Source organism: Clostridium neonatale, from assembly GCF_001458595.1.
Lineage (GTDB): Bacteria > Bacillota > Clostridia > Clostridiales > Clostridiaceae > Clostridium > Clostridium neonatale.
Window position 1 is genome coordinate 2,196,631 of the sequence record NZ_LN890328.1, and the last position, 20,764, is coordinate 2,217,394.

Below are 20,764 nucleotides of genomic sequence, written 5' to 3' on the forward strand. Positions count from 1 at the left end.
TTATATAACGTAATCTTATATTGACATCTTTCTTTATTATTAATAAGCTAGCTTCAAAAAATGCCTTATGAAAAATTCCAAGACTGTATTACCCGCTCTCCTTCAGCAAGTTCTGGTTCTTTATCATAAAATTTAACTAAATATTTATCATCATCTTCCTCCTCCATATTTAATGATGAACTTTTACTTTTATGTGGAGATTTTTTCTTTTCAGTGCATTTCTTATTATTTTCTTTCTTTATAATATCATTACTTAAATCATGCTTTTTATTTTCCTCAATATAAAGCTTCTTTAAAATTGTATTATTGTTTTCTATATTTCTATTATTTTTATCATCTAATCCATTTATAGATTTGCTAATACTATTTATGTTAATATTGTCAATTTCATTTTCTATACTTATATCTTCATTATTGCTTGTATCATTATCTAAATTTAAAATTTCAGATTTATTTCTATTTTTAGTATCTTGTTTAACCTCTGTATCCTTTTGCTTTGTCTTTATATTTTGATGCTTAACAAAATTTTTAACTACATATACGCTCTCTTCATTTACTTCGACCATTTCTAATTCAACAAAGACATCTAAAGCTAATTTTATCTTTTCTGTACTTCTATTAAACTCTAAGGCTAATGTCTTCACTGTATATGGAATATTACTTGACATATAAAGCTCGCCTTCTCTATTTACCTTGCCCGCAAGTGTTATAATTCTAATCCATGCATAATGAATAAGATCTCTTTCTTCCATAGTATCTATTATTTTAAATTTTGTATCCTCATGCATGTTTGTTTTAATTTTTACAATTCTTCTTTCTTTCATTACTATTTCCTCCTAAACTTCCCTTAGCATTAATTAATTTTCTATAATGAATATATGCTTTAAAAGGGAAGATTACGGAAAATCTTTAAAATTTATTCAAACTTTCGTACAACAAAATTCTACATTCATAAAAAATAACCATGAATGGCGAAAAATCATACATGGTTATTCTTTATTATATTTTTATAATTATAGTAGCTTTATGCTAATAAAAGAATTTAATATTTTTATTATAATTATCCATTAAATTTTAATTCTTCATCTATTTTATTTAATTTATTCATTTCATATACAGTAAAAATCAATGTACATAAAACTGAAATTCCTTCTGCAAAAGGTCCAGCATATAGCACTCCTTCAACACCAATAAATCTTGGAAGTATTATCATTAATGGAATTATAAAAAATGTCTGCTTGCATAAGGTAAGTATTATTGCTTTTACAGGTTCACCTATTGCCTGAAAGAAAATACACGTTGTAAGCTCAAATCCTATAAAAGGACATAACATTAAAAATATCTTAAATGATTTTAATGCAAATTCATTATACAATGAACTACTTTGACCAAATAAATTAATTATACTTTGAGGGAAAAACTGAAAATTTATAAATCCTAATATAGATACAATAGTAGCTATTTTTATGATCATAAAATATGTATCTTTTACACGCTTAAAATTTCTTGCACCATAATTATATCCAAGTATAGGCTGTCCACCTACCGCAATCCCTATAACTATACTTATTAATATTTCATTAACCTTCATTACAATTCCCATTGAGCTTATAGGTATATCACTTCCATAAATAGATTCTGCTCCATAATAAGCCAAAGCATTATTGCTTACTATTATTATTAATGTAACTGCAACTTGTGTAATTAAGCTTGATATACCAAAAGACATTATTGTCTTAGAGATATTTTTATCAAACTTTAAAATACTTCTTTTAAAGTTTATATTCTTAAATTTTCTCATATAGCTTACAGAAATAATACATGATATAATCTGTCCTATTACTGTAGCTATAGCAGCGCCTGTAACTCCCATATGAAAAATGAATATAAATATAGGATCTAATATAATATTAATTACTGCACCAACAATCATAGCTGCCATTGAATACTCTGGACTTCCATCTGCACGTATTATTGAATTTAGTCCACATGCAAATATCATAAATGGAAATCCTATAAGTATTATCTTCATATAATCCAAAGCATAAGAAATATTAGCAGCTGTTGCTCCAAAGCTCCAAAGCATATTTTCTATAAATATATATCCAACACTTAGGAATATTAGCCCTAAGACGCCTAATAATAAAATAGCATTTCCTATTGCCTTAGAGCCTTCTTCTTTATTGTTTTCACCTAGCTTAATACTATAAAAAGCAGCAGCACCATCACCTAAAAGTAGTGAAAATCCTATTGCTAAAACTACTAATGGAAATGTAACATTAGTAGCAGCATTACCAACATAACCTACTCCCTGACCAATGAAAATCTGGTCAACTATGCTGTACAACGAATTTACTACCATTGCTATTACACACGGAACAGCAAACTTCATAATGAGATTCCCTAGGTTGCCATTTTCCATCATATTATCACATGTTTTTTTACTTTCTGCCATCATTATAAACACCTCTTTCAAATATCATAATTGAAAGAATACAGCATCCAGTAACTGGAGAGTCAATACATATTTAAATTAATACCCTTTTATATAATAATTGAGAATTACTGTTTATTTTATTGGAATTATTAATTCTGTTACATAATTCATTTCATCACATGTACTTATTATGTCCACAAGATAATTATCAACTGCTGGTCCACAAATTTCATAATTATTTTCATTAATATATTCAATCATTTTTCTATATGTATCTATCATATTATTATAACTTCCATAGTGAATAGTGGTTAAAGCTTTAAAGCCTCCAAATTTTCTAACAAGACCTGGTATCTCCTTATTTTCTGAAACAGGTGCACAAACCTCAATGTCATATTCTGTTTTCTCTTTATCCTCAAAAGCAATACAATCATCATAATATACTGCCATTACATTTTTAATAAGATGAAATTTATTCTTCTCCATTAATGAAATAAGGTTACAGTACCTTACTGAAAATTCTTTTTGACTAGAACCTCCAACACTTCTTAAGTAAGCAACATAAGAAACTGGTATCTCTTTTATTTCAAATTTAGGCTTATTTGAAGTATCTTCTTCTCTTTTTTCTTGTTTTATATTTATGCAAAACTGCAATTTTTCTTTAACTCTTATTAAATCATTTATTTTATTATCAATTTCAATGCATTTATCTTTTATTTTCTGCTCATTATATTCAAGATTCTCTCTTCCTAAAAGCTTCTTTATCTCTTTTAATGAAAATCCAGCTTCTTTAAAATGTTTAATTACAATAACTAAAGTCAATTGATCATTAGTATAGTATCTATAGTTGCTTTGTATATCAATTTTATTTGGCTTTAATAAACCTATTTCATCATAATATCTTAATGTTTTTACTGATATATTGCATATTTTTGATACATCCCCAATCTGATAATATTCTCTATTATTAATCATTTCTCATATATCTCCCCTTTAACCAAAAACATTTCTTACAAATTTAATCAAGTACATTTTAAATCAAAATATTTATAAATTATATGATTATTAAAAATAATAACATTAAATATAGTATACACAATTTATTCCACTAAATATAAATTTATCAATAAAATTCATAACTTTATTAACAAAAATGACCATGATGGTTTTATCATTCATGGTCATTAAAAAATAATATATTATTTTCTTGATTTTCTATAGCTGCTACATCTTTGCACAATCATAATATTTTCCTCACCTGGGAAATTCCAAGGATTCATTTTGGTCTCTTTATATCCTTCAATTATATCTAAAGCATCTTCATAAATATCCTCTGCCTTCATATTCCCATACATCTTAGGTGGGAATATATAAATTGGAACATCAATATTCTTATGATTTTTCATGAACATTGGAAGTTCGTATTTTATATGAGGGCAAACCATTACTACATCATAATTGTTCATAATTTTATATGAACTTGCAAATGGTCCAAATTCTACAGATATTTTATCCTGAAGCTCTTTTTCTTCTATTTCATTTTTAACCTTCTTCGTCATAGCACTAGATGAAAAGCCACCTAAACAGCAAATTAATATTTTCATCATAATTAAAATCCCCACTTTTCTTAATTTATAATATAATTATATAACTTGTAACTTATTTATGTAAACGCTTTTATAAAAAATAAAAATAGCATTGTTTTAAAAGTATCTTTATATAAAAACTTAAAAACAACGCTATATAAATTCTAGTATTATTCACTATTATAAATTGATAACATCTGATAAATCTAAATTACTTATATTAGTATATAATTTAAAATTTCATCTGTATCAACAATATTTTTTGCAATATCTTGATTTTTATTGATATGAATATATGTATATCTATTAGGTTTTATTGAAGGTGCCATATCTATTGCCTTTTTAAAATCTACCTTTTTCATTTTTAAGGTTTTAACATAATCCAAAAATCCTGTTTCTTTTAATATCTTTGTTATTCTTTCTGATCTGTGATTCTGAACTTTAGCCATAATATAAGTTGCAATTCCAACCTGTACGCCATGAAGTTCTGGTTTTTCAAGAAATTTATCTAAAGCATGAGATATTAAATGTTCAGCTCCTGAAGCTGGAGAACTGTCTCCTGCTATCTCCATAGAAATACCATTTAACGTTAAAGAATCAACTAATTCTTTTAAGAATAAATCATCTTTAATACCTTTAAATTCTGTTCTTACAAAGCTATTTACGGCTTTTTTTGAAATCATAGTTGCAAAATCATCAATAATTGTTTTTCCATTTTCCTCTTCAAATTTCCAGTCATATAAAGCAGTAATGTTTGATACTAAATCTCCAATACCAGAATAAATAAATTTTTCAGGCGCTCCCTTAATCACATCAATATCAACAATTATTCCATAAGGTGTTTTAGCTGGCAGTGACATGCGTCTTCCATTAAGTAAAAGCGATGCTCCTGAACTTGCAAAACCATCATTAGAAGTTGAAGTTGGTATGCTGATAAAGGGCATTTTTTTTAAAAAGCTCATGTATTTTACTGCATCTATAGCTTTTCCTCCACCAACTCCAATTAACGCATCAACATCATTTGGAAGTTCAAAAGCTTTTGTACTGATTTCATTAAAATCTATATTGAAAATAGTTTCTACATTAGCTATCTCAATATTGGCTTCTCCTAAAGATTTTTCTATTGTCTCCCCAAAAAGTTCATATATGCCATCTCCAAAACATATTGATACTTTCTTGAACATAGCTTTTTTAATTAACATTCCTACATTATTTATATTTCCTTTTCCAACTTCTAAGATAGAAGGAATAGCTATTCTGTGAGTTGAATCCTTCATAATAAATTACTCCTTAAATATTTCTAAATTTTCCATACTTAATATAAGTTTAACATTAAATTAAAAATAAATCATAATGTTATTTTTATTTCTTAACTTATTCTTTTCAAAAAATTTATGTTTTATTTAATATAAATTTATTATTTTTACGTTTTAAAAATCTGCTGCTTTTGTAAATCTGCCATTGACTTATCTGAATAAAATAATAATCACCATAAAAATACTAAAACCAGCTAATTTAGATATTAAAATCATAGCTATATTAGATTAATTTAAATAAAGTAAAACCAGTCAAAAATAAACCTTTTAACTGGCCTCACTTTATTTAATATTTTTTTATATATAAGCATATCATAGCATATCTTTAAAAATATATATCTTTTTGTTCCGAATTCTTTTAATAAATATAGAAATTAAAATAATCTTTTCCGTACTCTATAAATTAAATACATTTCATGTTAATCTTAATCGAAACGCCATTTGTTTATACAGGCTTTGAGCTGGTATTTAAATACATCTCATGTTAATCTTAATCCCTCCTTACGCTTCAAATCCGTTTAAAATCTCCTGTATTTAAATACATCTCATGTTAATCTTAATCTGCACCAGTACATTATGAAATGTGGGATATGGCTAAATTTAAATACATCTCATGTTAATCTTAATCGGAGTACTACGGCCTTTCTTCCAATCACTTAAAGTATTTAAATACATCTCATGTTAATCTTAATCTAAAGGTGTTTATTCCCTAACCTATAGAAGAAAAGAATTTAAATACATCTCATGTTAATCTTAATCACATTCATTCCACAGATCTTTTGAAATAATACCTATTTAAATACATCTCATGTTAATCTTAATCGGAATACCTATGGATTTTATTTCTAAGTTTAATGATAATTTAAATACATCTCATGTTAATCTTAATCATTTTCTTCCACCTCGTCTATATCTTCCAATCCAATTTAAATACATCTCATGTTAATCTTAATCCTATTAAATTATTAAGACAAAAAGGTGTTTTAGAATTTAAATACATCTCATGTTAATCTTAATCAAAGCTTGTATCATCTCTAAAGGAATTGGCTAATGAATTTAAATACATCTCATGTTAATCTTAATCAACATATTTTTCAACATCTCTTGGGGATTTTATATTATTTAAATACATCTCATGTTAATCTTAATCTCCATTAAAGTCGGTGACATTCAGATTAATTATAAATTTAAATACATCTCATGTTAATCTTAATCTATTAGAACCACTATTGGCATTGCTATACACATTATTTAAATACATCTCATGTTAATCTTAATCTTATACCACATGCGAATATGTGTTCGCAACTATTATTTAAATACATCTCATGTTAATCTTAATCTTATGAAATAGTAATATATGCAGCTAATAAACCTTTATTTAAATACATCTCATGTTAATCTTAATCTCCTGTATCTTCTTTAGAAATCCATTGTTCTTTTTCATTTAAATACATCTCATGTTAATCTTAATCTCCATAACATATTGCTTAATGTAAGGAAATATAGTTATTTAAATACATCTCATGTTAATCTTAATCCAAAAATTTGTGATTGAAGATGAACCTTATATTGTATTTAAATACATCTCATGTTAATCTTAATCTAGGTGTGCAACTACCTACACTTATTCCAATAGCAGATTTAAATACATCTCATGTTAATCTTAATCTTGTACTCCATCCCCATTGTTCAGCTAATTTTCTCAAATTTAAATACATCTCATGTTAATCTTAATCACTAATTCACCATCAATTAAGGCTTTATTATCTTCAATTTAAATACATCTCATGTTAATCTTAATCTAAGGAACATGGTCTAATCCTAATCTCTCTGATTCATTTAAATACATCTCATGTTAATCTTAATCCTTAACAACGTCCCCAGTTTGTGGAGCATGAATCATTATTTAAATACATCTCATGTTAATCTTAATCTGCAAAGAAGCAAACTTATCTCAATCAACATTGAGATTTAAATACATCTCATGTTAATCTTAATCAAAGTTCAAAGAGAGTTTAAGGAATATTTTGATTGATTTAAATACATCTCATGTTAATCTTAATCCAACGCGATTTAGGCATTCTTAAACTTCAAAAATTCCCCTATACTAGTAATAATACCACATCACCAAAAATTTACCAAGGAATGAAGTTTTTCTGATAAAAATATGTTAAAACTATCAAATATCCCATCATTTCTAGCTTTAACAAAGATAGCTAAAATTTCTACCTGGTAAATTTATATTATTAAATCTTCTCCTGTATTATTGGCTGAACATCCAAGTACTTCTTCACCAAATACATTATCATTCATAAGCTTTATTATACAAACAAAATCTTCATTTTTATCTATTACTTTATTTAATTCTGTTTTGAATCTAATTAATTTTGACGGCGACATTTCTCCCCTAAAGACTGATTTTTGAAAATGTGATAAGTATTTCTTACAAACCTTAAACACTCTTTGAACTCTTTTTTCATTAACATCATAAAATACAAATGCATAATTATAGTTCGTTACTTTTCCCACTACATCCCCTCCTTTAAACTGAAGGGAACAAATTCTTTATCTTCCATTATGTATTTTATTAATTTATAACAATCAAGTTTTATTGCTGTTCTATAGGTCACTTTTCTTTTTAATTTTGGATGATTAAACACACTTTCAAGTCTTTCTTCAAATGCTGAAATAAAGATATTTCTTCCTTCTTCATTTAATAAACAATAATTCACTTTCTTGTCAAAATGCTTATCCACCTTTAGTTTTTTATTATTAACTAAATCAAATATTGTTCTATAAACTATTACTGGCTTAAAGACTTCACTTATATCAAGACTTAATGAAAATCTGCCTTCTGAGGGTTCATGCAAAAAGCTTATCCTCTGATCAAGATGGGTTCTATAAATAGCTGAAATGGTTTTTGTATATAAAAGTGTATTTCCAAAAGAAATAAGTGCATTTATAGGATTATCTGGTGGTCTTTTTACTCTCTTATTCATTATAAAGTCTTCCGGCAAAAAGTTTTTAAACTCTCCATAAAATCTTTGCCATACTTCTCCCTCTGCTGCCATTAGCTCTTTAACATCTTTTGATAAATCTACTCTTTCAAAAAATTCCTCCTTAATCCAGTCTAAAGTTCCTTTAACTTCTTTCTTATCATGTTTATAATAATGATACAAGACTTCTCTTATGTTTATTCCTATCCCCTTAACTATAGCTTTTGCTATTACCATTCTAGTTGTAGTATACTTTTCTACCTGTTTTACAATAAGTTTTCCACTATTATACTGAGCCTTTGGATAAAATGTTCCACTATAACCTTCAAAATAATTAAAAAAGTGAACAACAACATTATTTTGAGATAAGAAATCTAACAACTTAGTATTAATACTTATCTCATTTAAACAATATATTTCTTTTGTGTTTTCAATTGGTATATAGACGTTTTTTCCATCTTTTCTAAAACAAAGTGAATTATCTTTCCTTGTTAATTCCCCCATTGATGATATATATCTTGTACTTCCCATATTTTCATCCCCTTCTTTTATATATAGCAGAATTCATAATATGCACATTTTTTACAGGTAGGTTTATTTAATACATCTGGAATTTCATTCTTTAAAATTAATTTTTCTATTTCTTCTACATATTTATCAAGCTCTTTTTCACTTTCTTCATCTAAATCAACATAAGTCACCTTTTTATCAGATTTATTCTTTTCAATGCATTCAAGTTTACCTTTTCTTACGATGCCTTTGCTTTTTAAAATCTTTAGGTAATATAAAAGTTGCCATTTTCCTGCTTCCATATCTGCATCTGATTTTTTTATTTCTGTAAGATATTCGGCTGTTAACTTATCTAGTTTTATGTTATCAATTTCAATTTCTGAATTATTACTTTTAGCCGCTTTATCTTCATGAATCGCTTTTCCAATCTTAACAATTTCACTATTATCTTCTAAGTTTAATCTATTTCCATGAAGATAACATTGTCTTTTGCAATGAAAATAATAATTTATTAATGTACCATTTACTCTCATAATTTCTCCTCTCATATTAACTTTTCATTTATTTTCATACTTTGAAATTCAACCTCTTCTAACTTTATAAATTTATTAAACAACTTATCCACAAGTTTCTATACATCTATAAACATTCCAACTTCATTCTTGAATTTTTCTTTATCTAGTTTCCCATTTTCAAAATATTTTTCACCATTTTCTATATAATAAAGCTCTCCAATCTTATCATTGTATGGCAAGTCCATATTTTTACTTATTTCATAAATAAAATAGTTCATCTTACTTCTTACATTTGATAATTTCACCTGTTTCTCTGAAAAATTCATTTTATTATCCTGTAATAACCATTTATAATCATTCCAAATTTTTTCACCATCTAAATTTACTTCACTCTCATGTATATTTCTTGCTAAATATACAGACATGCTCCAGTTATCATCTTCTATAAGTTTCATTCGCTCTGAAATTTTATTAAAATTAAGCATCCATACATTTTCCTTAAAAAACTTCTCTATATTTCCATCATTTAATGCACTATTAGATTCTTTAAGCAACTTTAAAACTTTATCATAATACTCATAAAAATTCTTATTTTTTAGGATTTTTCTCATTTCATTATCTAAAAGACTAGATTCTTTATTTACTCTGAAATCATCTTTATATATTTTATCTACTCTGTCTAAATTAAAGAAATATACTTCTCCACTTTTCTTACATGACCTGTTTATTCTCCCCATAAACTGTTCATCACTATCAAGTTTTGAAATATCTTTATACCCTATATCCATATCTATATCAACACCAACTTCAATAACCTGGGTTGCAATTAAAATAACACCATTTTCCTCACACTCTTTACTTGATATTGCATTAATAATTTTATTTCTTTCAATTGAATTATCATCACCAGTCATGAGAAGTATATTAATATTTAAATCATCTTCATTGAGTCTTTTAAAGAAATCATATGCGCTCTGTTTCTTTATAAATTCAATTAATATTTTCTTATTTCTTTTAGAGTTCTTTAAAACATGCTCATATAATGATTCAAATGGTGCTTCTGAATATATCAAATCATAATTAACAATAACCCTATCTTTAAATTTTAGATTACTGAAATATTTTTCTCTATTCTTTATTAAATTGCACACATTACTTTTATTAACTGCAAGCATATTTAAATCTGGCAAAGTTGCTGACATAATAATTACCTTGATATTTAAGATCTTTGCAAATCCCTTTAAAAATGAAATTATCTCTGTCCATATAGTATTTTTATAGCTTTGTATTTCATCAAGAACGATCACACTATTAGCAAGCTGATGAAATGAAAAAGTATCTTCTTTTTTATCTCCAAACATAATATTAAATAAACTTACATGAGTAGTTAAAATTACTGGATAATTTAAAAACTGCCTATTTAATAAAGCTCTTTCATAATACTCATGGCCATAGTCTTTTTCATTTTTACCGTTATTTATATTTTCTTTACTATCATATTCTATATATTTTTTATCTTCTTTAATTGGGTAAATCGAATTTATTACTGCAATCTTATCTGATACAGCTTCATTATTTTCAAATGTCTTATTTAAAACATTTAAATTCTGTTCTACCAAAGCATTAAAAGGATACACATAATATATCTTTTTTAAATTTTTATCTCCTTCAAATAATTTAAAACTCAAATTAAATGCTGTATTAGACTTTCCGCTTCCAGTTGGTGCTTCTAAAAAATAAATATTTTCATTAATATTTTCAAAAAGTTCTCTTTCAGCATCTAAAAACATCTCGGTTCTTAAAACATTAATATCTTCTTCCTTTGTTAAATCCCCATCTTTTCTATATTTATTTTCTTCATACTCCCTTATTTTTTTATAAACATCTGTATCCTTGTAAATTTCATAAAACTCACCTATATCTGAAATTTCTCCAAATTCATCTATAATAGTTTTATTCATGAATTCACATGTAGCGTAAAAATCACATGTTACGAGTAATGAATACATAAGCCTTTCATATGTATATAAATATATTGATTTTTCATTATCAGCTTCAGCTGAATATTTATTTTTAATATGCCTACATACTTTAGTAATTTTATTTTTACTTAAAGAAAATTCTTTTTTATAAATATCAACATATTCATCTTTAAAAATATCAATAATATCCATACATTTTTCATCTTCATTAAATTTATATAAAAACTCATGAAAATCCCCTAAATCACTATGATGCCTGCATATTGTGTATGCGTTAAACATCATAATAGTTAGTAATATTAATTTCCCATCTTCTTTGGATAAATCTAATATGTCCTCTATAAAATAATCTATATATAATACTGCTGATAATATTGAATGTTCAGAATCTATACATGAAAAAGCTTCTATGTTTTCACCTAATGGATTTTTCATCTTAATAATTTGGAACCTAGGATTTATTTTCCCTATATCATGAAATGCTATAGTATTAATTAATAATTTTCTAAAGATTCTTTTTCCATCATAAGTCATATTATCAAAAAAATTATTTTCAAAATTCAAAAATATATTTTCCAATTTTTTATTATCAAATATTTTACAAAAATACTTTATACATAAATCTGTATGTTCTTTTAAAGTTTCTTTTCTTATAACTTCATTAGAATTACTACTTTCTTTTAAATGTGCGTAAAATTCATGTTTATCACTTATAATCTCATTTACACTTATACATATATTCTTTTCAAAATACATTTCAGACCTCCCTTTATACTTAAAATTTAAGGAGGGTTTCCCCTCCTAATTAATAAAATATTCTTACCCGGTATATGAATTTTATATAATAGCTTATTTAATGAAAATCAGTAAAACACAATATTTTTTTCATTTACATTATATATTTCTGTATCAGTACATTTTTTTATATTAATATTTGTATACACAAAACTTTTCACAATATACATATTTGTATTTTTCTCCAACTCATAAGGTAGTTTTTCTTCATATTTAAACTTTTCTTCAATATCATCATCAGAAAAATCATCAAAGTCATCTTCCTCAATATTTAATCTAAAGTCATTCTTTAAATATAAGCAATCTAATTTTTCTGTTTCATTTAATATCTTAATTTGTTCTTCTTTAAAAATTTCAATACTACCTATATCTGCTATATGATCATTCTTTCCTAAATACGGAGTATATACACACTTATGTTCAACTATAGACTTTGCAATCTTTTCACTTTCTTCATTATCCATAATTAAATAAATATCCCATGAAGGATTTTCAAGCCATTGTTCTTTAACAATAAGATTTCCACCTTGTTCTTTTGATGCATATCCAACAGAATTATTGAAAACTTGAACCTTTTTAGATATAAATCCTTTTTCACCATTTGGAGTTATTGATATTTTTAGGTTCCTAAGCTTTTCATAAAACTCTGGAAATTCTCCTTTATCTTTTTCAGTGCTTTTTTTATTAAATATTCTTTTTATATTCATTGAATTATATCCACCATAGCCTAGTATTGCACCAAAAATACCTGTTAATGCTATCTTATGAACATTTCCATAGGTAAAATATAAATTTGAATTTACATCAGGCTTTTTAAAAAAAGCACTTTTCCCACTCAAAGTAAATTTTAAAATCTTCATAGCTTACACCTCTGCTTGTGTAAATATATTAAACATTTTTGCTCCTTTTATATTAGATTCAATATTAATTTTATATGGGTTAAAATATATTTCTACTGCTATAACTTTATCTAATACATCTTTAATTAGCTTATCACACTTTATTTTTATTGTATTTTTCTCTTCATCTTTACTGAATTCAATATATTCAGAAAGATTTGGAAGATATAGATCTTTTTCTGTTTCTACAAATAAAGCAAATTCATTTTCGCAGCCAATTTTAGAATTAGTTGCAAAGGAAGTTGCTGAAGCTAAAGCTGCTTTTTTAAATTTCATGTAGTCTTCTTCTGTATATCCGTCAGTAACACCTAATTCTTTAAATTCTTTATACGCTGCTGGATTTATTGTAAATGGATAAAAGTAATGTGCTTCATTACTTACTATTTTTGTTCCTAAAGTAGAGTTTTTAGCTTCTTCTGAATCAGGTTTTGCATTATCTTTTGAACCATCTCTAAATGGTGAAAGAATCTGTTGTTCTTCTGGATTTGTATCTTCATATTTATTAAACCCTTGTCCAATTTGAACTGCACCTGTTATAGAAATGTTATTTCCTTCTTCAGCAAATGTAGCTCCAAAGTTTTTAACATCTATTGCATTAAAAAGATTAGTTAATACTTCTTTTGCATCTTTACAATCTTTTAAATTTTTAACGTCAAATATTTGTTCATATCTTTCCTTTAAAGCTCTTGGAACTAACTGAACTTCTCCCTTTTTTCCTTCTGAAAGTTTCATTGATTTTATATATAATACTTTTTCTCCTTCATTCTCCCACATTTTCTTCATTGGATACTTTAAAGCTTTATCACTTCCAAATGTAGTTCCATCAGATGTTGTCTTTGGATATCCTGTAAAATCCGCATTCCAGTTTGCCATAATAGATGAAATTCCTAATACTCCATACACTCTTTTATCCATACTAATTTTCCCCCTCATTTTTCTCATAAATTAAATTGCTATTTAAATATCCTGCTATCATCAAGTCATTATCAACTTTACCTTCTGATACATAACCAACTATCATTGCATATAAATTGTTGAATCTTTTTCCATTAATATCTGGATCATAACTATACTTTACATATAATTTTCTAAGTTTCTCTTTAATATCTTCATTATTTTTTGAATTAACAAATTGGTTTGCCAATGAATGTGGCTTTTTCTTTCCTTTACTTTTTGACAACAAATAGCTTACAAGCTGACCTATTGCAAAGTAATATTCTTTATCATTATCTATTTTATCCGTATCCTTATTATTAATCTTGCCTCTCAAAGCTGATTTTATATCTTGAATTATATCTGCCATATTATCTCCTCCTTCAAAATACTCTTTTAGTGACCATCTTAAGTTAAACTGATATGCTGCCTTTGATATAAATCCATTGTTTATTGAATTTTTAATTATATTTAACGAAACTTTATCAAGTACAGCTACAATACCATTTCCCGAACCTTTTTCAATTCCTTTATATATCCAGTTAAAAATAGCATATCTTGAAATTAATATATTATTTTTTAATACACTATCCTTAATTGACATATCACCTGAATCTGTAAAATAATTATTAATAAGATACTTGCTAAAAAACACTTCATCTAATATACTTTGAACATCCCTTTTATTTTTTAATGTAGTATACTTTTGATTAGGATACTTTTCTAAATCTAAATTCAAAATATTCTTCACATTTAAATTCTTTTTTAAATTGCTTTTATATGCTGTAATAGTATCAAAATCATGTATTTCGACTTCTTTACCTTTTTTTATTCGCAAAAATAATCCACTAAAATTATCTTCCGGTAATTCACTGTTTTCTTTTATATCCATTGTTTTCTTCTCTGTATCTACAAATACATTGACTCTACCAATAGAAGCTTCATTTATAAGATAATCAAAAAATTCTTTTTGCACTTGAACTTCTTCAGCATCAATTAAATATGGAAATGTATTTTTTCTTGTTTTATTTTCTAAATAAGGTTTTTTAGCATTAAGTCCCATATTATTATTAGGAAGTCCATATATTTTCTCACTTAATTCAATATTGCAATCATTATTATTGTATATGTTAGGAATTAAATATCTTTTTCCTTCATTGATATAATCACCTATTGGATATTCAAAAAATATCTTTAAATAATCTTTTCCGCTTATTTCTATATTAAGATTAAAAATATTTTCTTTAATCCAAGTTCTAATTTTTTTTATTGTTTCTGTATCTACTTTACCTATTTCATCTTCAACTGACTTATATAGTGTAACTGCCCTTTTATTCTTTTCATACTTTTTAATTGGATCTTCCAATGTTGCATAATAATTATCTATTATTTCTTGTGTTAACTTTCCATTTTCTAAACTTTCTTTCTTTATGAAAAAAGATAAATAATTATTGCTGTGTATTATTTTCTTACCATCAATTGGTTTGTTCATATCTATAAGCTTACTGTTGTAATCAAATTCACATATATTACGGAAATTTGCATTAGTTATCCCAATAAGCTTCTTTTCCTTTTTATCTATTTTTATATCAAAATAATCTTTAATCTCAAATGACTCTCCTTTAGGAGATACGATTACATAAGTTCCATCTGCTGGAACATATCCATGAATTATTCTTTTTCGGTTATTCTCTAGATCACTTTTAAATACTTCAATACATTCCTTAAGCAATAAAATCTACCTCCTTAAAGCCATCGATAGTTACAGAATCCATAACCTCGTGCATTCATTTCTAATAATCCTGTTCCCAAACACATATAAGCTAAATCTTGTGCCATTTTATTTTCACAGATATTTAATGAAATTTTATCTCCTAAGAGCTTTATTCCCTTATACTCATTAGGTATAGGTTTTTTGTTTTTAAATTCTAATGTCGTATAAAATTCAAAATCTTCATCTATTTTTTCTTTCTGTGTGCTGTTATATTTTTTTATAAGATTTTCTTTTAATCTTCGTTCAAAATCTTTAAGTGAAATTACATTTTTCCAATACCCTTCATTATTTTTTAATATTACTGGAGTTAAGGAGTAAATTTTATCAATGTGCTTTTTAGGTAATATTCTAATTTCACTCGTCAACCCTTTAATGTAACTGTTATACTCATTTACTAGCTTATTATTAAAGAATTCTCCAATATTTCTATTTATGGTTCTTAATGTTAAAGTATATATATTACCATTTTTATACACCTTTTTTTGTTCTATTGGATAAAATCCGTCAAAACAATATCCTTTAAATTTATTTTCATTATGCATCTTTAATAATTCATCATCTTTCGCCAAAGATGTATCTATAAAATCACTTATGATTGACTGCATTTCATTTATTAATACATCTTTCAATATAAATACCTTTAATTTTATCTCATATACCTTCATTTTACACCTCCTACTTACAATTTTACCCTTTTATCGTTTTGTTGTAAATATATGAAAAACAATTATTATTTTCCAAAATTATTTATTATAATTTAAATTAAAAAAAACATTAACACAAATCCTTATTGTATTGTGTTAATGTTTAAAAGTTCATGTAATTTTTTAGAGCTTGCTTTGTATCTTCATTTAAATACATCTCATGTTAATCTTAATCCAACGAAAATTAGCCATTCTTAAAATCAAAAAATCCTTCTATACTAGAAATAATAGCACATTAACAAAAATTTACCAAGTAACTGTTATATTTATCTTTATAAAAAATAAATGAGCTTAATCCTCCACTAATCAAGGCATTAAACCCATTTCTTTATAAAAACACTTGGTAAAATTTTATTCTGAAATTTTACCAAGTGTTTCTTGCAAAATTTATCATTCAAAATCTAATAATTAAAATATCTTTTTATTTCCTATCATAATGAAAATATATACACTCCTTAATTCCCATATCCTGTGCCATATTTGCTGCTTCTTTCTTTGATTGATGAGCCTTTATATTTATATATTTAATATTGGCATTGAAATTTTCTTTATTGTTTATCAAATGTATTCCTATACTATTTTTAGGCTGCTTACTTGTAAATACAATCATATTTTCTTTATATAGCTGCATTTCATTAAGAAGATCATATTCTAATTCCATTTGAACAGTTACATTTTCGCAAAAATAAACTTTACTATTATCTTTAAGATTTTTTACATCAAATGATTCATCTATTATTTCTACATTCCTTTTAAGGCTTTCAAACTCTTTAATATCCATATTAGGTGATATTTTTACTAGCTCATCTACGCCTTTAAAGAACTCTTTTGTAACTACAAACTTTACATTTCTTAGTTCTTTAAGTAGTAATATGAACATCTCTGTTCCTTTTCCATATATGTGTGACAAGAATAATATATTTCCATTTTTTATCAAAGTATCTTTTATATCTATTTTCACTCTTTCTAGAATATCAAAATAAGTTTCATTTAAACAGCCACTTCCAATATCTATTATTCCTTTATTAATAATGCTCCCTCTTAAAGCTTCAACAGGATTATCATGTGGCAGAAGCTGTGCTTCTTTATTAAAATCACCAGAATAAAACAATATTTCTTTTCCAAGCTTTATAGCTATCCAAAGTGCACCTTGCACATGACCATTTCTTCCCCATAATATTGACATGTAATCATCAAATTTATGCCATACTAATGGTTCACATACTTCTTCTATAATTTCTGTTTGTATGCTTTTATTATTTTCTAAGTAATCTTTTATTTGTTTTTTAGTATCTTTAGTCATGAACACTTTATTTTTATATCCTAAATTATACAGTTCATGAATTGCTCCATAATGATCTATATGGCTATGACTTAAAAATACGTAATCTAATAATTGTACTTTTTCTTTTTTTAAATCTGGAAGTTTTTTTGTACCTTTATGTATACCACAATCTAGCAAAATTCTTTTATCACCACATTTTATATAAAAGCAGTTTCTTCCATACTCATTTACTCCACCCCAAGGCTCCACTGTCATTAAACCACTCATATTTTAATTTCTCCATATTTATTAACTAAATTTTTCTTTTTTATTTTTATCTGAAAATACATTAACTAAAATAAGTATTACAGTTGTAATTATTACTGAAATTAAAGCCATTGCCATTCCTTGACCTGCATCCCCCTGCTCAAATTGAGAATAAATATATGTAGATATAACCTTCATAGATGGCGGCATAACCATAAGTGCTCCTACTAATTCACGAAAAGCTATAGTAAATGTCATTGCCCATCCTGCCACTATTCCTGGTGCTATAAGAGGTACTATTATTTTCATATAAACCTCAAATTTACTTGCTCCACAAACCTGTCCTGCACTTAATAAATTATTATCAATTTGACCTAAGCTTGATTTAACATATTGAACTGAATAAGGTATAAAAAATACAATATATGTTATTATTATCATCCAAATTGTGTTGTATACATGCAGCTTATTCCATGATGCATTCCAAAATAATATTAATCCAATTACCAATACTATTGCCGGAACATTGTTTGGCATTAAACTTATTACATCTATTACTTTAGATATTTTCCCTTTTTGCTTAACTACAATAATTGCTACTATTGTTCCAATTAGTGAACATATTGTTGCTGTTAAAAGTGCTATAATTAAGCTATTTGTAAATGCACTCATTCCAGTAGAGCCTAAAGAAAGCACTGCTTTAAAATGATCTAATGTAAAGTTTCCTTTTTGAAGTCCATTTCCTCTTATTTTAATAAATGATGTTGCTATTATTGAAAAGTATGGTATTCCTACTGATATAAGAAGAACTATCACCATGTATGAATAACTAAAAATTCCTTTTACCAGTCCATTTTTTTTATGATTGCTTCTTATTCCTTTTCCGCCAACTGTAGCATAAGTATATTTACTGCTAACTACATTTTGAAGATACCAAAAGGCTAAACAAGTTATTAATAGTAATGAGGCAATTGATGTTGCACTTCCAAAATCTATAGGCCACATGGAAACATATTTATGAATATCTGTTGTAACTACCCTAAATCCTATTCTGCTTCCAAATGTGGCAGGCGCTCCAAACTCTGATATAGCTTTAACAAAAACAAGCATGGCCCCCATAACATAAGCTGATATTATAAGCGGAAATGTTATTTTCATTAGTATTCTGCCACTTTTGGCCCCACTAATGGCTGCTGCTTCATTTAAGCTTTCACTTACATTTAATAAAGCATTTTTTATCATTAGATATAAGAATGGGAAAATATTAAATCCCATTACCATAACTAATCCAAATAAACTAAATAATATTTTTTCTAATTCCTGTGATACAGGCAATAATTGATATAAAAAACCATTTGGCTGCAAAAACATTATCCATCCCATTGAACCTATATAAGGTGGTGTCATAAATGGAATAAGCAGCGCAATATCAATCCATTTATGTCTTCTTAGGCTTGTTTTTGCCATTATATAGGCAGCAGGAAAAGCAATAATACTTGCAAATATTACAACATAAAAACCTAAAGTAATTGTATTTATATATGTCTTACCTAAATTGTTTTCCTTAATTACCTTTATTGGTGATAATATATCAAATCCTCCAGCTGGAAAGACACTATATAAAAACACCTGTAATATTGGCACTATTATTAAAATTGATAATGCTATGAGCATTATAATCTGTATAATCTTCTTTCCTTTAAGACACTCTTTCATAATCTGCTCTTACCTATTCCTCTCTTGTTTTATTAATTAAATATTTGTTGGAACTTAGAAATCTTATCTTTTTCGTTTTCTCCCATAGTATTTAGATCATAGTTCAATAATTTAATATCTTCTAAATTTGCGCGAGTTTCACTTTTAATATCACTTCTACCTGGAATTATATAGGCTTCATCAACTAACTTTTGTGCTGTATCTGATAAGAAGAAATCTACTGCCTTTTTAGCATTTTCCATGTTTGGTGCATCTTTTAATATAGAAACCGTTCTTGGATTAACAACTGTACCGCTCTTAGGATAAATTATGTCAATAGGCTCTCCCTTTGCTTTTGATGAATATGCCATATAGTCAACTCCACCTATTACAGCTTTTTTAGCTCCAGTGATTACTGGTTCTAATGCTTCTTTATTAGCTCCTGCAACTACTGCTCCATTCCCCTTTAATCCCTCAAAGTACTTCCAACCATCTTCACCGAAGCTTTCCATATATCCTGATATTAAATCCATAGCTGAACCTGATGATGATGGATCTGGTAAGTTTAATGAATCTTTATAATCTGCGCTTAAGTAATCATTCCAATCCTGCCCTGGATTCTTAACTAAGTTAGTATTATAAACTATACCTACTGCTGAACCTGAATATCCAAAAATATGTTTGTCTGCATCCACCCAGCCATCATAAAGTTTATCTGCATTTTTAGCATCTTCATAAGCTAATGTCCATCCATCATTTTTCATTCCTACTGCTGCTGGCCATGATGCAAGAACTACTACATCTGCAATTGGATTTGATTTTTCTGCTTCTAATTTAGCTAATATTTTACCAGTTGTTCCTTGGAATATTTCCATTTCAATTCCTGTTTCTTCTTTAAAGGCATCTGCTATATTTTGTGCAAGTCCATCTGGTCCTGCTGTGTAAACTACAACTTTTCCTGAGTTTTTAGCTTCTTGTGCTGTACCCGCATTATCACTGCTATTATTACTGCTTCCACCGCAGCCAATTAAGGTTCCCCCAATACTTAATGTTAATAATAAAGCTCCTATACGTTTAAATTTCATTTC

The 20,764-nt window shown here is 26.5% G+C and carries 16 protein-coding genes and 1 CRISPR repeat array; all 16 genes read right to left on the minus strand.

All coding sequences use genetic code 11. The features are described from left to right. Positions 1-65: 65 nt before the first annotated feature. A complete protein-coding gene (locus BN2920_RS16820; protein ID WP_058296133.1) occupies positions 66-824 on the minus strand; it encodes a phage replisome organizer N-terminal domain-containing protein in 759 nt (252 codons plus the stop codon). A 236-nt stretch (positions 825-1,060) separates the two neighbouring features. Next, the gene (locus BN2920_RS16825) at positions 1,061-2,458 is read right to left on the minus strand and encodes an MATE family efflux transporter (protein WP_083498844.1); all 1,398 of its coding nucleotides are present in this window, start codon (positions 2,456-2,458) and stop codon (positions 1,061-1,063) included. Positions 2,459-2,569: 111 nt separating this feature from the next. After that, the gene (locus BN2920_RS16830) at positions 2,570-3,412 is read right to left on the minus strand and encodes a MerR family transcriptional regulator (protein WP_058296134.1); all 843 of its coding nucleotides are present in this window, start codon (positions 3,410-3,412) and stop codon (positions 2,570-2,572) included. A 224-nt stretch (positions 3,413-3,636) separates the two neighbouring features. Continuing rightward, entirely contained in the window at positions 3,637-4,044 is a 408-nt protein-coding gene (locus tag BN2920_RS16835; protein ID WP_058296135.1) for a PTS sugar transporter subunit IIB, read from the minus strand. A 194-nt stretch (positions 4,045-4,238) separates the two neighbouring features. After that, a complete protein-coding gene (locus BN2920_RS16840; RefSeq protein ID WP_058296136.1) occupies positions 4,239-5,300 on the minus strand; it encodes an iron-containing alcohol dehydrogenase family protein in 1,062 nt (353 codons plus the stop codon). Between the two features lie 440 nt (positions 5,301-5,740). Further along, positions 5,741-7,406: a CRISPR direct-repeat array (repeat unit 30 nt; unit sequence ATTTAAATACATCTCATGTTAATCTTAATC). A gap of 174 nt (positions 7,407-7,580) precedes the next feature. Continuing rightward, positions 7,581-7,871 carry a CRISPR-associated endonuclease Cas2 gene (cas2, locus tag BN2920_RS16845; protein WP_058296137.1) on the minus strand — a complete coding sequence of 97 codons (291 nt, stop codon included), beginning with the start codon at positions 7,869-7,871 and terminating at the stop codon, positions 7,581-7,583. Further along, the gene (gene cas1b / locus BN2920_RS16850; RefSeq protein WP_058296138.1) at positions 7,871-8,869 is read right to left on the minus strand and encodes a type I-B CRISPR-associated endonuclease Cas1b; all 999 of its coding nucleotides are present in this window, start codon (positions 8,867-8,869) and stop codon (positions 7,871-7,873) included. Before cas1b ends, cas2 begins: the two co-directional genes overlap by 1 nt. 17 nt (positions 8,870-8,886) lie before the next feature. Beyond that, positions 8,887-9,381, minus strand: coding sequence for a CRISPR-associated protein Cas4 (gene cas4, locus BN2920_RS16855; RefSeq protein ID WP_058296139.1), 495 nt, complete (start codon positions 9,379-9,381; stop codon positions 8,887-8,889). A 98-nt stretch (positions 9,382-9,479) separates the two neighbouring features. Continuing rightward, on the minus strand, positions 9,480-12,101 hold the full coding sequence (locus BN2920_RS16860) for a CRISPR-associated helicase/endonuclease Cas3 (protein WP_058296140.1): 2,622 nt from the start codon (positions 12,099-12,101) through the stop codon (positions 9,480-9,482). Between the two features lie 107 nt (positions 12,102-12,208). Continuing rightward, complete coding sequence (gene cas5b, locus BN2920_RS16865; RefSeq protein ID WP_058296141.1) at positions 12,209-13,000, minus strand: type I-B CRISPR-associated protein Cas5b; 792 nt, start codon at positions 12,998-13,000, stop codon at positions 12,209-12,211. A gap of 3 nt (positions 13,001-13,003) precedes the next feature. Continuing rightward, on the minus strand, positions 13,004-13,954 hold the full coding sequence (locus BN2920_RS16870) for a type I CRISPR-associated protein Cas7 (protein WP_058296142.1): 951 nt from the start codon (positions 13,952-13,954) through the stop codon (positions 13,004-13,006). Between the two features lies 1 nt (position 13,955). Continuing rightward, positions 13,956-15,704 carry a hypothetical protein gene (locus tag BN2920_RS16875; RefSeq protein ID WP_058296143.1) on the minus strand — a complete coding sequence of 583 codons (1,749 nt, stop codon included), beginning with the start codon at positions 15,702-15,704 and terminating at the stop codon, positions 13,956-13,958. Between the two features lie 14 nt (positions 15,705-15,718). After that, positions 15,719-16,411, minus strand: a complete 693-nt coding sequence (cas6, locus tag BN2920_RS16880) for a CRISPR-associated endoribonuclease Cas6 (protein ID WP_058296144.1) — start codon at positions 16,409-16,411, stop codon at positions 15,719-15,721. 460 nt (positions 16,412-16,871) lie between these two features. Then, complete coding sequence (locus BN2920_RS16885) at positions 16,872-18,002, minus strand: MBL fold metallo-hydrolase (RefSeq protein WP_058296145.1); 1,131 nt, start codon at positions 18,000-18,002, stop codon at positions 16,872-16,874. 21 nt (positions 18,003-18,023) lie between these two features. Then, positions 18,024-19,697 (minus strand): ABC transporter permease, encoded by a 1,674-nt coding sequence (locus BN2920_RS16890; RefSeq protein WP_058296146.1) that lies wholly within the window; start codon positions 19,695-19,697, stop codon positions 18,024-18,026. 32 nt (positions 19,698-19,729) lie between these two features. Then, entirely contained in the window at positions 19,730-20,761 is a 1,032-nt protein-coding gene (locus BN2920_RS21515; protein WP_058296147.1) for an ABC transporter substrate-binding protein, read from the minus strand. Positions 20,762-20,764 lie beyond the last annotated feature (3 nt).